Source organism: Pseudomonas sp. TKO26 (genome assembly GCF_003225665.1).
GTDB lineage: Bacteria > Pseudomonadota > Gammaproteobacteria > Pseudomonadales > Pseudomonadaceae > Aquipseudomonas > Aquipseudomonas saponiphila.
In genome coordinates this window covers 43,957-57,328 of the sequence record NZ_QKLN01000018.1, presented here as the reverse complement: position 1 = coordinate 57,328, position 13,372 = coordinate 43,957, and the positions used below count along the sequence as shown (strand labels likewise).

Here is a 13,372-nt window from a genome sequence, read left to right as displayed (position 1 = left end):
CCTGCAGCCTTGCCGGGCCAGTGCATAGCCCAAGCCCGTGCGCGGCGCCAAGACGGCGGACGGTAAGCCTCTCGCACTTTGCCCGGCGTGGGGTGTGCGCCGGGGGATTTTTACTCCGCGTATTGTTTTGGGTGCTTGGCAGCGCCGCACGGGTCGGTTTCAATGACCGCCCTTTTTCATGTTCAGGAGCTAGAAGGATGCAGCTTTATTACCGCTGGGCGGCCGCATGGGTCATGGCGTGGGTACTGGGAACCGGACTGGCCCAGGCCGAGGAACGGCCACAGGTGGCGGACAAGGTGCTGGCCTACACCGGGCCGCACGGGGTGAAGGTCTGGACCCTGCGTATCGGTGAGCGCAGCGCCAATCAGGCGCTGGTGCAGGTGGAAGACGCCGACCACGACTGGAACATGCGCATTCAGAAAATGAACGTCGAGCAAACCGACCGCGACACCCGTTACTTCACTCAGGTGGACGGGCAGAAGTTCGTGGCGCTGCTGCTTCAGGAAGGCTATGGCGAGCTGCATCTGCCGGGTGAGGCCAAGCCGCTGAAGGTGGGCTATGACAGCAACCTGTCCAGCTATGGCGATGCCCAGGCGTTTCTCAACGAGTACCTCAAGGCGCAGTAAGGAATTGGGCGGGCGCTGTGGCTTCAGCGCCCGCTGATTCAAGGGCGGTCGCCGCCTGATGGCGGCGACCGTGTTGCTGGGGATGCTTCACTTGGGAGCTGGCGGTGGCGTTTTTGGGGCTGCTTCGCAGCCCAGCGGGAGCAAGCTCCCTCGCCACAACATCCGCTTGAGGCCCTTTGTGAGGCGTTGCGGTTTTATCCGCTGTGCACACCTCTCAGTGCAGATCGAACCGGTCCAGGTTCATCACTTTGTCCCAGGCGGCGACAAAGTCCTTCACGAACTTCTCCCCCGCATCCGCCGCCGCATACACCTCGGCCAGGGCTCGCAGTTGCGAGTTGGAGCCCAGCAGCAGGTCGACCCGGGTGCCGCTCCATTGGTATTGCCCCGTGGCGCGGTCGCTGCCCTCGTACAGGTCGCGGGCCTCGGACTGGGGTTTCCATTGGGTGCCCATGTCCAGCAGGTTGACGAAGAAGTCGTTGCTAAGGGTGCCCGGGCGCGCGGTGAATACGCCGTGGGGCGATTGCCCGACGTTGGCCCCCAGCACCCGCAGGCCGCCCAGCAGCACGGTCAGTTGCGGGGCGGTCAGGGTCAGCAGTTGCGCCTTGTCTATCAGCAGGGCTTCGGCAGTCACGCCGCTGACCGGTTTGAGGTAGTTACGGAAGCCGTCGGCCACCGGTTCAAGCACGGCGAAGGATTCGACGTCGGTCTGTTCCTGGCTGGCATCCATGCGCCCCGGGGCGAAGGGCACGCTGATGCTGTAGCCGGCATTTTTTGCCGCCCGTTCCACCGCCGCGCAGCCGCCGAGGACGATCAGGTCGGCCAGGGACACGCGTTTGCCACCCGTCTGCGCGCTGTTGAAGGCGCTCTGGATGGCTTCAAGGCCTTGCAGCACCTGGGCCAGTTGTTGCGGCTGGTTGACCTCCCAGTCCTTTTGCGGGGCCAGGCGAATCCGTGCGCCGTTGGCGCCGCCGCGCTTGTCCGAGCCACGGAAGGTCGAGGCCGAGGCCCAGGCGGTGGACACCAACTGCGCCACGGACAGGCCCGAGTCGAGGATCTGGCCCTTGAGCTGCTGGATGTCCTGGGCGTCGATCAGTGGGTGGTTCACGGCGGGAATCGGGTCTTGCCAGATCAGCTCCTCGGCCGGCACTTCTGGGCCCAGGTAACGAGCGCGTGGCCCCATGTCACGGTGGGTGAGTTTGAACCAGGCGCGGGAGAAAGCTTCGGCCAGTTGCTCGGGGTGCTGGTGGAAGCGCCGGGAAATCGCCTCGTAGGCCGGGTCGAAGCGCAGCGACAGGTCGGTGGTAAGCATCGACGGGGCGCGGCGTTTATTCGGGTCGTGGGCGTCCGGCACACTGTCGGCCCCCGCGCCGCCCTTGGGTCGCCATTGATGGGCACCGGCGGGGCTGGTGGTCAGTTCCCATTCATAACCGAACAGGTGGTCGAAGAAGTCGTTGCTCCAGCGGGTCGGGGTGGTGGTCCAGGTCACTTCCAGGCCGCTGGTGATGGCGTCGCCGCCGACACCCGTGCCAAAGCTGCTTCTCCAGCCCAGGCCCTGCTCTTCCAGGCCGGCGGCTTCCGGTTCGGGGCCGACGTGGCTGGCCGGGCCGGCGCCGTGGGTCTTGCCAAAGGTGTGGCCACCGGCGATCAGGGCCACGGTTTCTTCATCGTCCATGGCCATGCGGGCGAAGGTTTCGCGGATGTCGCGGGCCGCGGCCAGGGGGTCGGGATTACCGTTGGGGCCTTCCGGGTTGACGTAGATCAGGCCCATCTGCACCGCGCCCAGGGGGTTTTCCAGCTCGCGGTCGCCGCTGTATCGGTTGTCGCCGAGCCAGGTGGTTTCACTGCCCCAGTAGACGTTGTCTTCCGGCTCCCAGACGTCCTGGCGGCCACCGCCGAAGCCGAAGGTCTTCAGGCCCATGGATTCCAGGGCGACGTTGCCGGTGAGGATGATCAGGTCGGCCCAGGAGATCTTGCGCCCGTATTTCTGCTTGATCGGCCAGATCAGCCGGCGCGCCTTGTCCAGGCTGACGTTGTCCGGCCAGCTGTTGAGCGGGGCGAAACGCTGCTGCCCGCCCCCGGCGCCACCGCGGCCGTCGGCGATGCGGTAGGTGCCGGCGCTGTGCCAGGCCATGCGGATGAACAGCGGGCCGTAGTGGCCAAAATCCGCCGGCCACCAGGGTTGGGAATCGGTCATCAAGGCCAGCAGGTCGCGCTTCACTGCGGCCAGATCGAGGCTGTTGAATTCAGCGGCGTAGTCAAAGTCCTGAGGCATCGGGTCGGACAGCTGCGAGTGCTGATGGAGGATCTTCAGGTTCAGTTGGCCGGGCCACCAGTCACGGTTGCTGGTGCCTTCGCCGGCGGTGTGCTTGAACGGACACTTGGATTCATTGGACATGGGTCACTCCTTCGGCCGCCCCCGCCCGACCGCTCGATAGCGGCCCGAGGCTGGGCGTGCGTGTGAAAAGCGTAGTGAAGGGCAAGCGAAGGTAAAAATAGCTTCGCTGCATGACCTCGCCATAAAAAATACATGACCGTTGCCGGACGCTGGCTCAGGGCGCCCGTGTCGCGCCCGGCCAATTGGCACTGCTGCTTTGGCATAGCCCTAGCCTATTCCTCAGGCCTGTTCCTCAGCCCTGGGCGTCGAAGGCCGGGTGAAAGCTGACTTCGCCGCTGGGGTACGAGCCCTGGAATGCCTGGGCCTGGAAATACTCGGGCGGCACGCCTGCCAGCAGCGGCCCCTGCCCGGCCTTGAAGCCGAAGCGCGAGTAGTAGCCGGGGTCGCCCAGCACCACGCAGCCGGCCGCGCCCTGCTCCCGCAGTTGCTGGAGCAGTTGGCGGATCAGCTGGCTGCCAATGCCCCGGCCCTGGTGCGCTGGCAGCACCGACACCGGCGCCAGCCCATACCAGCCGGGCTCGCCGCTGCTCAGGGTCACCGGCGAGATCGAGGCATGGCCCAGCAGCAGCCCATCGTCCTCGGCCACCAGGGACAGGGTCAGGGCGCCGGCTTTGCGCAAGGCGGCAACGATGTACTGCTCGGTATGGCTGGTGTGCTCGGCGTCGAGAAAGGCCTCGCGGGTCAGTTGCTCGATGGCCGGGATGTCGCTGGGGCGTTCACTTCTGAGAATCAGGCTCATGGGGCTCCGGGTATGGGTGCAGGTTCTGGGGCGCCTGGCGGCATCGAGGCGACGCTGGGTATCGGCATCGATCTGCGCACGCAAGGCCTGGAACAAAGGGCTGGCATCGGTGTAGCGACGACCGTAGCCGAGGTTGAAACCGTAGTCGAAATCCGCCGGGTTCTGGCCCTGGTTGTGTTGCAGCAGGGTTTCCAGCTTGTCCAGAGCCTTGACCGTCTGCGCCTCGGCGCTGGCGGCACCCTCGTATTCGTCCCACAGCTCCAGCAGGCGCTGGCGGGCCGGGGCGTCCAGGGCTCGGGCGAGGTGTTGCAGGTCGTCGCGTTCCTGCTGGCTCTTGTCCGGGTGGGCGGCCTGGGCCACCGCCGGGATGTCGCCATGAATGGCTTCGCCCAGATCGTGGACGATGCACAGCTTGAGCACCCGCAGCAAGTCCAGCTCGCCCAGTTGGTCCTCGAACAGCAGCGCCATCAGGCACAGGCGCCAGCTGTGTTCGGCGGTGCTTTCCTGGCGGCCGCTGGAGGTGTGGGCGCTGCGCAGCACGTCCTTGAGTTTTTCCGCTTCACGGAGAAAGTCGAGACGGCCGCTGAGGAGTTCGGGGGTCATGGGTCTGCCTGCTGAAAATGGCGCAAGCCCGCCTCGGCGGCGAGCGAACAAGGGCTTGCAAGGCTAGTCGGCGGCCGGCGCCCGGTCCACGGATAAAATATCCGTGGACCGGGCCTTGCCACCGTTTCAGAGGGTTTCCACCAGCCTCACGGCATTGCCGTCGGAGAGGTTGAGGCGAGTCCAGCGGCATTGGCTGGAGGCGATGGGCACGATGGCCGAATCATTGTGGCCGCTGAAGAACTCCAGGGAAGGCGGCGCCAGCACTTCGCGCCAGCCGAGGTCATCCAGGGCGGCTTCCTTGCGCAGGATTTCCTCGGTGCAAAAGCCCCACAGGGATTGGCCCAGCAGCGCGCTCAAGGGCACGCCGAACTGCCCGGCGCGGGTTGGCGAACAGGCCAGCAGGCGGTGGGTCAGGTCGCACACCAGGTGCACGGCGCGCGGGCTGTCGTTCACCAGCCGCGCCAGGGCCTGGTCGGCGGCAGCGCTGAGGTTGGCCGCCAGCAATTGCTCCAGACGCGCCCGCTCCGCCGGCTCCATGGTTTGCCGGCCGTTCTCCCAACGGGAGATGCTCGACTGCGCCACGCCGAACAGTTCGGCGGCGTGCTGCTGCTTGACCCGGTGCAACAGGCGCCAGCGCCTGAGGGCCAGGCCCAGATGGGGTGAAGTGAAGGGGGCTGCGGACATGGCATAGGCGATGCGAGTAAAGGGGCCAGCAGTTTCGCAGTCTCGGCCTTTGCCGGGCAACCTGCGCTGACCAACGCCATTCGCCCGACCCGTTACAAGTGGCTGGACAGCGCAGTAAAAGCCCCTAAAAATCAGCGCCTTTGCCCTGCCCTTTACGAGCCGGGTGTCAGTGCCAAGGAGTTCGGCGCCATGCTCAATGTCTTGTTTGTCTGCAGCCAGAACAAGCTGCGCAGCCCCACCGCCGAGCAGGTGTTTGCCGACTGGCCGGGAATCCAGACCGCCTCCGCCGGGCTCAACCACGACGCCGAGGTGCCCCTGGGTCCGGAGCTGGTGCAGTGGGCCGGGCTGATTGTGGTGATGGAAGCCCGGCACCGGGAAAAACTGCGCAAGCGCTTCAAGGCGCAGTTGAACAACCAGCAGATCGTCTGCCTGAACATCCCCGATGATTACGACTTCATGGACCCGGAGCTGATCCGGTTGCTGCGCCAGAAGGTGCCGCCGTTTCTTCCCGATGGCGGCGAGAGTCGCTGAGGCGTCATTGCCCCTGGGGCAAGGCGGCGATCAAGGCCGCCGAGGCGTTGTACAACGGCGTATGCCCCTGCAACAGGATCTGCGCGCTGCGCCGGTAGGCGGCGCCGTCGATCAGCAGCTCCCCGGCCACTTGCCGGGCATTGATCAGGGTGTCCAGCACCCCGGCGGGGTTTTCAATCGCCAGCGGGTATTCACCCTTCGCTTCACCTATCAGCGGCGCCCGCGCCAGCATGGCATGGGCCACGGTGCCTTCGGCCAGGCAGGCCGCCGCCAGGCAGCAACCACCGGATACCGCCAGGGACGGGTGGGCGTTCTGCGGGGTGAAGTAGCGGGTGGCAATATCTCCGCCGTGGCGCGCCGGGCTGACGATGCAGACCTTCGGGATGGTTTCGCTGCGCCGCAGCTCATCAGCGCTCAGCAAGCGGCCTTCGCGATCACGCAGGCCCATGAGCAGGCCGCCTTGCACCATCAGCTCCAGCAAGCGGCTCTTGAAAGGCCGGTCGGCGTCCAGCTCGGCGGGGGTTTCCTCGCCGGTCTTGCCCAGGTCCGCCGCGCGCAGAATGATCATCGGCACCGCCACGTCGATGCAAGTGGCGGCTACGCCATCCAGCAGGTCGACCCGTTGCCAGGTGGGAAACAGCGCGCCGGTCTTGGCCCCCACCGGCTTGTCAAGAAACAGGTCGACCCCGGGATACAGGCCATTGACCCCGGGAATCCGCGTGTCGCTCAGCAAGCGACCATCGCCGAAGCCCAGGCGCGCGTACATCGTGGTCTGGGTGTTGCTGTTGAAGATCTCGATCTGCCCGCCGTCCTCGGGCCGCAGCCAGCCGCGTTGCAGGGCGTACAACGGCAACGCCGCGGACAGGTTGCCGCAGTTGACGCTCCAGTCGATGGCACTCTTGCCCGCCGCCAGTTGCGCCAGGGTGCTGATCATCCGCGTCTCGCCGGGGCGGCGCTCGACGATGAACCCCTTGTTGCTGGTGGGCCCGCCGCGCCCCAGGCCGGTGATTTGGGTGTTGCCCGGCCACTCGCCCCGCAACGGCACGCCCATCAGGTGGCGCAGCAGTTCTTCCACCAGGGCTTCATCCGCGGGCAGTGCTTCGCGAGCCAAGATCAGCCCGGTGGAGGTGCCACCACGGACGTGACACACGGGAAATTCAGGGATGGCAGCAGGCTTTTGCAGATCGGGCATGGCGGGCGCCTCCACGGTGGGCGAAAGGAGCCGCCCCTTGTCGGCCGGGCAACGGGCAGCAGCGCAGCATGATAAACCCTGGCGACGGGTCCCGGGGCAGTGGCCGACTGCCCCGCTGTCGCCTGCCGCCCCCTTGTTTGCAAGAGCCCGGCACCGTTCTTTCTAGCACCGCCGCGTGGCCCCTGCCCGCAGGTGGTGCAATCCACCGCCCATGGACCCGGAGCGTCGCCATGCCCCAAGCCCCCCACCAACTGCTATTCCTGCCCGGCGCCTCGGGCAATCGTCAATTCTGGCAGCCCCTGGCCGCGCAGCTGCGCCATCCGGCGCGCCAGGTACACCTGGGCTGGCCGGGCTTCGGCGACACCCCGGCCCGGGACGATGTGCGGGGCATGGACGATCTGCTGGACCTGGTGCTGCAGCGCATCGACCAGCCCTCGGCGCTGGTGGCCCAGTCCATGGGCGGCATCATCGCGGTGCAGGCTGCCCTGGCGCGGCCGGATCTGATCACCCATCTGGTGTTGAGCGTCACCTCCGGTGGCGTCGACATGGGCGAGTTGGGCGCCAGCGACTGGCGCAACGACTACACCGCCGCCTACCCGCAACTGCCCCGCTGGTTCGTCGATGACCACAGCGACCTCGGCCCGCGCCTGGGGGAACTGCGCATGCCGGTCTTGCTCCTGTGGGGCGATTGCGACCCCATCAGCCCGGTGGCGGTGGGCCAGCGTCTGGCCAGCCTGCTGCCCAACGCCTGCCTGCGCATCGTGCCCGGGGCCGAACATGACCTGGGCCTGAGCCACGCGGCCGAGGTCGCGCCGTGGCTCGATCGGCACCTGAACGGCGAGTCGATCGGCGACGCCTAGCCACAGCCGGCACCACTCGTCTTGCGCCGCTGTTTTTTTGCCAGGGGCCATTTGACTAACGGTATCGAGGATCTAGATTCCACTCGCGACTGCATGCCAATGCACCGCGCCCGATGCCCGTTGGTCCAGGCCCCGGGCGTCGCTGCCCGGCAGCCGCGCCATGGAAAACCGATGCAGGCCTGCCTGGGCATTCCAGGCGTCTAACGCGACAGCAGGGAGCTGGACATGAACGACAACATAGTGGACATCCTCATCACCATCGATGTGGACACCATCCTCGAAAGTGCCGAAAAGGGACTCTTCAGGCTCAGCCAGAACGCTTCCACCCCTTCCCAGCTTTACAACATCTATGACGGCGACGACCGACTCTCGGACCAGGTGATCTACATGGTGGTGCGGCGCAGCAACGCCGACGGTGCCGATGGCGGATCCGAGCTGGCGGTCAACCTGCGCCAGGGCGATCAGTTGCGCTGGCGCGCCACCAGCCTGTCCAAGGGCCTGTACTACTCGGTGATCCTGTACCAGTACACCCAGACCCACCCGCCGCTGAGCGAGGACCCCAACCCCTACCTGACCAACGTGGTGCCGACAGTGCTGCCGAGCACGCCGCTGCCGATCATCAACCCGGACAACCCCGCCGGTCAGCCGACCGCGCAGAGCGTCAGGACCTTCTACTGGCAGGCCGACGCCACCCGCGTCTGCACCCGGGTCACCTACACCTGGTCCTTCATGATTGTCGACCGTGACAACAAGGTGCTGGGCTACTGCTCCTGGGACCCGTACTTCTCGATCCGCTAAATCCGCTGCGAGGCGCCCTCTCCCTGCCCGGCCAGGGAGAGGATGCGCGCGCCCTCTTGCCTTGCCCCCGGCGCTGCCACTATTTTTGTCGATCCCGCCCCAGCAGCGCTCCGGTCGATCCCGCGACAGCCGATGCAGTGGGCCCCACCCCATGCCCTGTCGGAGAGTTTATGGACCTCGCCACCCTGAGCCTGTTCATCCCCGCCTGCTTTGCCCTGAACATGGCCCCTGGCCCGAACAACCTGCTGTCGGTGAGCAATGCCACCCGCTACGGCTATCGCCACTCCTGCCTGGCGGGGGCCGGCCGGCTGCTGGCGTTCGCCGCCATGATCGCCCTGGCCGCCGCCGGTTTGGCGGTGGTGCTGCAGACTTCGGAACTGTTGTTCCATGCCATCAAGATCCTCGGCGCGGGCTATCTGCTGTACCTGGCCTGGCAACTGTGGCGGGCCGCCCCTGGCACTGAAGCGAGCGAGGACAGGGCCCGGGTCGGCCTGTGGGCCCTGGCCCGCCAGGAGTTCCTGGTGGCGGCGGGCAACCCCAAGGCGATCCTGATCTTCACCGCCTTCCTGCCGCAGTTCGTCGATCCGGCGCAGCCCATGGGCCCGCAGTTCCTGATGCTGGGCGCGCTGTTCCTGGGGCTGGAGTGGATCGCCATCTGCGCCTACGCCTACATGGGCCTGCACATGCGCCGCTGGCTCGCCGAACCGCGTGGCAAGCGCCTGTTCAATCGCGGCTGCGCACTGCTGTTGTCGGGAGCGGCGTCGGTGCTGCTGATGGCGCGTCGCGGCTAGAGGCGTACAACCTTCAGTCGGACAGGTACAGCCCATGCATGAGGGGTTCTAGGCATTTTGCTCGGCGCGAGGGTAGGATTAAATCCTATTCAGCTGGAGAAGCTCCTCATGCGAAGTACCCAACAATTGAGCATCACGCTGCCAAACCTGATGGCCGACGCGGTAAAGGCCAAAGTCGCTAGCGGTGAATATGCCAGCGAAAGTGAAGTCATACGCGATGGCCTGCGGGCGCTGATGGCCCGTGATCGAGCCTTGGAAAGTTGGCTCTCCGGCCAGGTGGCAACAGCCTACGACGCCTTGAAAGCGGACGCTTCACGCACACTCAGTGCCGATCAGGTCCGTGCTCGGCTCTCAGCAGAGCATCAGAACGCCTGCAATAAACCGTAATGACGCACACCGTCGAATTTGCACCAGAAGCTTTGGAGCAGCTGACCACGCTCTATCGCTACATAGCCACGGCAGCCTCGCCAGGCATTGCCCAGCGCTATACCGACGCCATCGTGAGCCATTGCCAAGCGTTACAGACCTTTCCTCAACGGGGAAACCAGCGGGAAGATATACGCCCTGGCCTGCGCACCACCCACTATCGCAAGCGGGTTGTGATCGCCTTTGCCGTCGATACCCGGAAGGTTGTCATCCTGGGCATTTTTTACGCTGGCCAGGATTTCGAGACCACTCTTCTGGCTGATTGGGACGACTAAAGAGATAGCGCCAAGCGCAAAGGCTCTGCGGGGGGCGGCCAACCAAGGCGGCTCCCGCAGACGGATGAGCGCGCCATCCCCTCAAAACAGCCGGGACGTCGGCGCCTTGATGGCGGTCGAGCCCCGCCGCCGATGCGCCCCCGCGACAGGATCGAAGGCGCCCGCCTGATGGCGCTCCAGGGCGGCAAATACCTGCAAGCGAGCGCGATGCAAGAGCACGCGAACATGACTGTGGGAAATCCCCAACTGCCCGCCGATGGCCTCAAGCGCCTGGCCCTGGCGCTCACGCGACAACAAGACCCGGCGTTGCAACAGCGGCAGGCTGCTCAGCGTCTGCTCCAGGCAGCCACGCAGTTGCTCGGCGCACAGCAAGGCTTCCGGGCTGTCTTCGTGCCACTCCAGTGGCGGCGGCGCCCAGTCACCCTCTTCAGCGCAGCGCTGGTCGCCCGCCTGGGCCGGCCGCACGAAGCGACTCGCCTCGCGACGGTTCTGTACGTAGTGGCATTTGGCCGCGTTGGCGGTGATGGTCAGCATCCAGGTCTTGAGGCTGGAGCGGCACTGGAAGCCGCCAAGGTTGCGCACAATCGCCAGCCAGGCGTCCTGCACCACGTCATCGACGTGGCGCTGCCCGACAATCGCCTGGGCCACCGAGCGCATGGCGCCCTGATGCTGCCTGACCAGCTCGCAAAAGGCCCGCTGCTCGCCCGCCAACAGGCGCGGCAATAAGTGCAAGTCGTCGCTGACGGCGGTCAGCGGCAGGTGCTGCAAAGATTCCATGTCGAGGATCTCCATGCTCATCAGCTCGCCCCTTTTACCGCCGAGGCAACAATCCTACGAATGAGCCTAGGAAATGGATGCGCACTCGTGCACATTTTTCTCTGCCCGCCGCGTTCGGCTCGCTATGATGGTTGCCCATGACACCCAGCACGCCCATCCGCCAACCCTGTCCGCCCGGCGCCTGCATCTGCGAGCGTGAGCAGTTGCTGGACACCCCCGGAGCCGACCTGCGCATCCTCCTGCTCACGCGCCTGGAGGAAAAACGTCTGCTCGAACGCCTGGAGAAGCTCAAGGACCTGGCCGACCTGGAACACATGCAGCGCCAGATGCTGGAAAAACTCGGCATCCGGGTGCAGATCACTCCCAGCGACAATGAAGTGCGCAGCATGCGCGGGATCGCCATCACCCTGGGCGAGTTGCCCGGCCTGTGCCGCAAGACCCGGCAATCGATTCCGGCCGCCATTCGCCGGGCCATGGAGAACCGCCCGGAAATCGCCTACCGCCTGCTCGATGCCCAGGACTTGCTGCGCGATACCTGACGGCAAGTTTCAGCTACCAGCAGCAGGCTTGCGGCTTGTGGCTCAAAGCTGGAAACTTGCCGCTGCTTTTTCCAGGACTCCCCTCATGCAAAACACCCCACTGAACGCCGCCGACTTCGAGGCGATCGAAGACACCCTGCTCCAGTACGGCGACGACCACTCGGTGCTCAATCCCTGCGAGCTGGACGGCTACTTCACCGCACTGGTGTCGGGCCCGGCTCAAGTCGATATCGCCGAATGGTTCCCGGGTATCTGGGGCGGCGAAAACCCGGCCTGGGAAACCCCGGAGCAATGCCGCCGGTTCATCGACCTGTGCGTGCGCCACATCAACACCCTGGCCGAGCAATTAACCCAGGCTCCTGAGGCGTTCAAGGCGCGCTTCGAACAGACCGAGCACCAGGGCCAGGACCTGCTGCTGGCCGAAGAATGGTGTTTTGGCTACCTGCGCGGGGTGGCCGTGGGCAACTGGCCAGAGATGCCGGCGCCGCAGGTGCGGACGCTGCAGTTGATCATCGACTGCGCCGAACAGGACAACTTCGAACTGCCGGCCGACCTGAACCTGGACCAGCATCGCCAGCAAGTGGCGGCCATCGAACCGGCCGCCCGCGCGCTGCATGCCTACTGGGCGGCGCAGCGCTGAAATAGACCGCACCCCAATAAAAAACGCCGCTGGCCCTGAACAGAGCAAGCGGCGTTTTTCATGGCGCCCGGCAAGCAGCGCCCGGCTTACAGCAAGTTGCGCTGCACTGCCTCATCCAGCGTACTACGAGTCAACTCCCCGACCAGGTCGCGGGTGTCCGCCTGGAAGGGAATGGTGACGATCAGCAGCAAGTGCATCCAGGTGCGCACCGACTCGCTCTTGCGAATCCGCCCCAGCTCCTTGCCGTCCTTGTCCTTGAACACCGTCTCCAGGGTGAAGGTGTTCTTGGCGGTGGACGGAATCACGAAGAAGGTGGCGCCGGTGATGATGGCCGAGGCCATGCTGAACTGTTCGTTGTTGTACAGGGTGGCTTCGGCATACAGGTCCGATTCGACCTTGTCGGTGCTGACCCGGGCAAAGCGTGCGGACTGGCGGTAGGTGTCGGCCACCGCCGCTTCCCAGGCGGCTGCCGGGGCGCCGGCGGCGGTATTGGCCGGCCCGCCATTGACCTGGTTCAGCGCCGTGGTGCGCACAAAGACCGTCGGCTTGTGCTCGGCCACCTGGGCCACCGGCGGCCAGGTCTTGACCGGGGCCAGTTCGTGTTGCGAGTACGACACGCAGCCGCTCAGCAGCACTGCGCCGAGCACCAGGACGTGCTTGATGAAACCCGACATGTATCTCTCCTTGATCCTAGCGTTGCGCCAACCGGGCGCTGGCGTTGTCCAGCAACTTGGCAACCAGTTCGTTCAGCTGTTTGGCGCCCTGGGTCGGGGCCCAGTACTCGCGGCCATACAGGCCGACGTTGCGCTCGAACTTGAGCTGCTCCCTGGCGCTGGCCAGTTCCTTGCCGTTGCGGTCGACGATCGACAGGTCACCGGCCAGGTCGAAGCTATCGACGTAGATCGGACCGTTGACCCAGATCCACACGGTCAGGGTCAGCAAGGCCCCGGGCAGGTAGCCCGGATGGGGCGCGCGGTGGCCCTTGAGGGAGGTCATGTTGAATTTCAGCACCACGTCGTCCTCACCCAGGCGGGTGGGGAACTCGCTGAGCTGCTGGAAGTAGCCGGCGCTCTTGACGTAGGGGGTCAACTGGGCGGTGAGCGAACGGCTGATGGCCGTGCGCGTGGCTTCGTCGATACCGGGGGCGGTGACCTGGACATCGGCGATTTGCGCGGTGCGCGGGCTGCTGATGGGCGCGGGATGCAACGGCGCGCCCAGCGGGCCGGTGACGTTGTAGGAGACACAGCCGGTCAGCGCCAGGGTGGCGATGAGGGCGGCGGCCCCGAGCAGGGTTCTGAACACGAAATATCCTTATTGAAAGACGAACAGCACCAACGTCTCGACCCCAGCGCCCAGAACTTTAGGAAAACCTCGCATCCAGCCGTAATGCTGTTCGCTTAAGCCAAAACGGCGCCCCACAGCAAACAATCTTCTTTCGAGCGCTCAAACGCACAGCATTGCCCTGTGGCGAGGGAGCTTGCTCCCGCTGGGGTGCG

At 65.6% G+C, this 13,372-nt stretch carries 16 protein-coding genes and 1 pseudogene; 9 read left to right on the top strand and 8 right to left on the bottom strand.

The window, feature by feature from the left end:
- The first annotated feature begins 197 nt into the window (after positions 1-197).
- Positions 198-626 (top strand): hypothetical protein, encoded by a 429-nt coding sequence (locus DNK59_RS22205; RefSeq protein ID WP_110724619.1) that lies wholly within the window; start codon positions 198-200, stop codon positions 624-626.
- Between the two features lie 214 nt (positions 627-840).
- On the opposite strand, the gene katG is transcribed toward DNK59_RS22205, so the two are convergent.
- The 4 genes and pseudogenes from katG to DNK59_RS22190 all read right to left on the bottom strand — a co-directional run bounded on the left by katG (position 841) and on the right by DNK59_RS22190 (position 5,047).
- Positions 841-3,021 carry a catalase/peroxidase HPI gene (gene katG / locus DNK59_RS22200; RefSeq protein WP_110724618.1) on the bottom strand — a complete coding sequence of 727 codons (2,181 nt, stop codon included), beginning with the start codon at positions 3,019-3,021 and terminating at the stop codon, positions 841-843.
- Positions 3,022-3,253: 232 nt separating this feature from the next.
- Positions 3,254-3,760, bottom strand: coding sequence for a GNAT family N-acetyltransferase (locus tag DNK59_RS32155; RefSeq protein WP_256596565.1), 507 nt, complete (start codon positions 3,758-3,760; stop codon positions 3,254-3,256).
- A gap of 33 nt (positions 3,761-3,793) precedes the next feature.
- Positions 3,794-4,363: pseudogene (locus DNK59_RS32150) on the bottom strand (HD domain-containing protein); the annotation flags it as partial.
- A 126-nt stretch (positions 4,364-4,489) separates the two neighbouring features.
- Positions 4,490-5,047 (bottom strand): helix-turn-helix transcriptional regulator, encoded by a 558-nt coding sequence (locus tag DNK59_RS22190; protein WP_177431287.1) that lies wholly within the window; start codon positions 5,045-5,047, stop codon positions 4,490-4,492.
- Positions 5,048-5,236: 189 nt separating this feature from the next.
- On the opposite strand from DNK59_RS22190, the gene DNK59_RS22185 reads away from it, so the two are divergent.
- Positions 5,237-5,578: a low molecular weight protein tyrosine phosphatase family protein gene (locus DNK59_RS22185; RefSeq protein WP_110724616.1), complete on the top strand. Its 342-nt coding sequence runs from the start codon at positions 5,237-5,239 to the stop codon at positions 5,576-5,578.
- A gap of 4 nt (positions 5,579-5,582) precedes the next feature.
- On the opposite strand, the gene DNK59_RS22180 is transcribed toward DNK59_RS22185, so the two are convergent.
- A complete protein-coding gene (locus tag DNK59_RS22180; protein ID WP_110724615.1) occupies positions 5,583-6,770 on the bottom strand; it encodes a PrpF domain-containing protein in 1,188 nt (395 codons plus the stop codon).
- Positions 6,771-7,000: 230 nt separating this feature from the next.
- Here DNK59_RS22180 and DNK59_RS22175 point away from each other — a divergent pair, with 230 nt between their 5' ends.
- The 5 genes from DNK59_RS22175 to DNK59_RS22155 all read left to right on the top strand — a co-directional run bounded on the left by DNK59_RS22175 (position 7,001) and on the right by DNK59_RS22155 (position 9,920).
- The gene (locus tag DNK59_RS22175) at positions 7,001-7,630 is read left to right on the top strand and encodes an alpha/beta fold hydrolase (protein ID WP_110724614.1); all 630 of its coding nucleotides are present in this window, start codon (positions 7,001-7,003) and stop codon (positions 7,628-7,630) included.
- 225 nt (positions 7,631-7,855) lie between these two features.
- Positions 7,856-8,428, top strand: coding sequence for an AidA/PixA family protein (locus DNK59_RS22170; protein WP_092315221.1), 573 nt, complete (start codon positions 7,856-7,858; stop codon positions 8,426-8,428).
- 170 nt (positions 8,429-8,598) lie between these two features.
- Positions 8,599-9,219 carry a LysE family translocator gene (locus DNK59_RS22165; protein ID WP_110724613.1) on the top strand — a complete coding sequence of 207 codons (621 nt, stop codon included), beginning with the start codon at positions 8,599-8,601 and terminating at the stop codon, positions 9,217-9,219.
- 108 nt (positions 9,220-9,327) lie between these two features.
- On the top strand, positions 9,328-9,606 hold the full coding sequence (locus tag DNK59_RS22160; protein WP_047304071.1) for a type II toxin-antitoxin system ParD family antitoxin: 279 nt from the start codon (positions 9,328-9,330) through the stop codon (positions 9,604-9,606).
- Positions 9,606-9,920 (top strand): type II toxin-antitoxin system RelE/ParE family toxin, encoded by a 315-nt coding sequence (locus tag DNK59_RS22155; RefSeq protein ID WP_110724612.1) that lies wholly within the window; start codon positions 9,606-9,608, stop codon positions 9,918-9,920. The genes DNK59_RS22160 and DNK59_RS22155 overlap by 1 nt, the downstream gene beginning before the upstream one ends.
- An 81-nt stretch (positions 9,921-10,001) precedes the next feature.
- Here the strand turns inward: DNK59_RS22155 and DNK59_RS22150 are convergent, their stop codons facing one another.
- Positions 10,002-10,718: an RNA polymerase sigma factor gene (locus DNK59_RS22150; RefSeq protein WP_371920314.1), complete on the bottom strand. Its 717-nt coding sequence runs from the start codon at positions 10,716-10,718 to the stop codon at positions 10,002-10,004.
- A gap of 116 nt (positions 10,719-10,834) precedes the next feature.
- On the opposite strand from DNK59_RS22150, the gene DNK59_RS22145 reads away from it, so the two are divergent.
- Together DNK59_RS22145 and DNK59_RS22140 are read left to right on the top strand one after the other, a co-directional pair.
- Entirely contained in the window at positions 10,835-11,236 is a 402-nt protein-coding gene (locus DNK59_RS22145) for a hypothetical protein (RefSeq protein ID WP_110724611.1), read from the top strand.
- A gap of 85 nt (positions 11,237-11,321) precedes the next feature.
- Complete coding sequence (locus DNK59_RS22140; RefSeq protein WP_110724610.1) at positions 11,322-11,876, top strand: UPF0149 family protein; 555 nt, start codon at positions 11,322-11,324, stop codon at positions 11,874-11,876.
- A gap of 86 nt (positions 11,877-11,962) precedes the next feature.
- On the opposite strand, the gene DNK59_RS22135 is transcribed toward DNK59_RS22140, so the two are convergent.
- Both DNK59_RS22135 and DNK59_RS22130 read right to left on the bottom strand, forming a co-directional pair.
- Positions 11,963-12,550, bottom strand: a complete 588-nt coding sequence (locus DNK59_RS22135; RefSeq protein WP_110724609.1) for a hypothetical protein — start codon at positions 12,548-12,550, stop codon at positions 11,963-11,965.
- Positions 12,551-12,566: 16 nt separating this feature from the next.
- Positions 12,567-13,178 (bottom strand): hypothetical protein, encoded by a 612-nt coding sequence (locus DNK59_RS22130; protein WP_092315237.1) that lies wholly within the window; start codon positions 13,176-13,178, stop codon positions 12,567-12,569.
- Between the last annotated feature and the right edge of the window lie 194 nt (positions 13,179-13,372).

Coding starts and splice junctions, on each gene's coding strand:
- DNK59_RS22135 (WP_110724609.1), bottom strand. CDS start 12,550: ATGTCGGGTTTCATCAAGCACGTCCTGGTGCTCGGCGCAGTGCTGCTG.
- DNK59_RS22160 (WP_047304071.1), top strand. CDS start 9,328: ATGCGAAGTACCCAACAATTGAGCATCACGCTGCCAAACCTGATGGCC.
- DNK59_RS22180 (WP_110724615.1), bottom strand. CDS start 6,770: ATGCCCGATCTGCAAAAGCCTGCTGCCATCCCTGAATTTCCCGTGTGT.
- DNK59_RS22145 (WP_110724611.1), top strand. CDS start 10,835: ATGACACCCAGCACGCCCATCCGCCAACCCTGTCCGCCCGGCGCCTGC.
- DNK59_RS22150 (WP_371920314.1), bottom strand. CDS start 10,718: ATGAGCATGGAGATCCTCGACATGGAATCTTTGCAGCACCTGCCGCTG.
- DNK59_RS22165 (WP_110724613.1), top strand. CDS start 8,599: ATGGACCTCGCCACCCTGAGCCTGTTCATCCCCGCCTGCTTTGCCCTG.
- DNK59_RS32155 (WP_256596565.1), bottom strand. CDS start 3,760: ATGAGCCTGATTCTCAGAAGTGAACGCCCCAGCGACATCCCGGCCATC.
- katG (WP_110724618.1), bottom strand. CDS start 3,021: ATGTCCAATGAATCCAAGTGTCCGTTCAAGCACACCGCCGGCGAAGGC.
- DNK59_RS22190 (WP_177431287.1), bottom strand. CDS start 5,047: ATGTCCGCAGCCCCCTTCACTTCACCCCATCTGGGCCTGGCCCTCAGG.
- DNK59_RS22185 (WP_110724616.1), top strand. CDS start 5,237: ATGCTCAATGTCTTGTTTGTCTGCAGCCAGAACAAGCTGCGCAGCCCC.
- DNK59_RS22140 (WP_110724610.1), top strand. CDS start 11,322: ATGCAAAACACCCCACTGAACGCCGCCGACTTCGAGGCGATCGAAGAC.
- DNK59_RS22205 (WP_110724619.1), top strand. CDS start 198: ATGCAGCTTTATTACCGCTGGGCGGCCGCATGGGTCATGGCGTGGGTA.
- DNK59_RS22155 (WP_110724612.1), top strand. CDS start 9,606: ATGACGCACACCGTCGAATTTGCACCAGAAGCTTTGGAGCAGCTGACC.
- DNK59_RS22170 (WP_092315221.1), top strand. CDS start 7,856: ATGAACGACAACATAGTGGACATCCTCATCACCATCGATGTGGACACC.
- DNK59_RS22175 (WP_110724614.1), top strand. CDS start 7,001: ATGCCCCAAGCCCCCCACCAACTGCTATTCCTGCCCGGCGCCTCGGGC.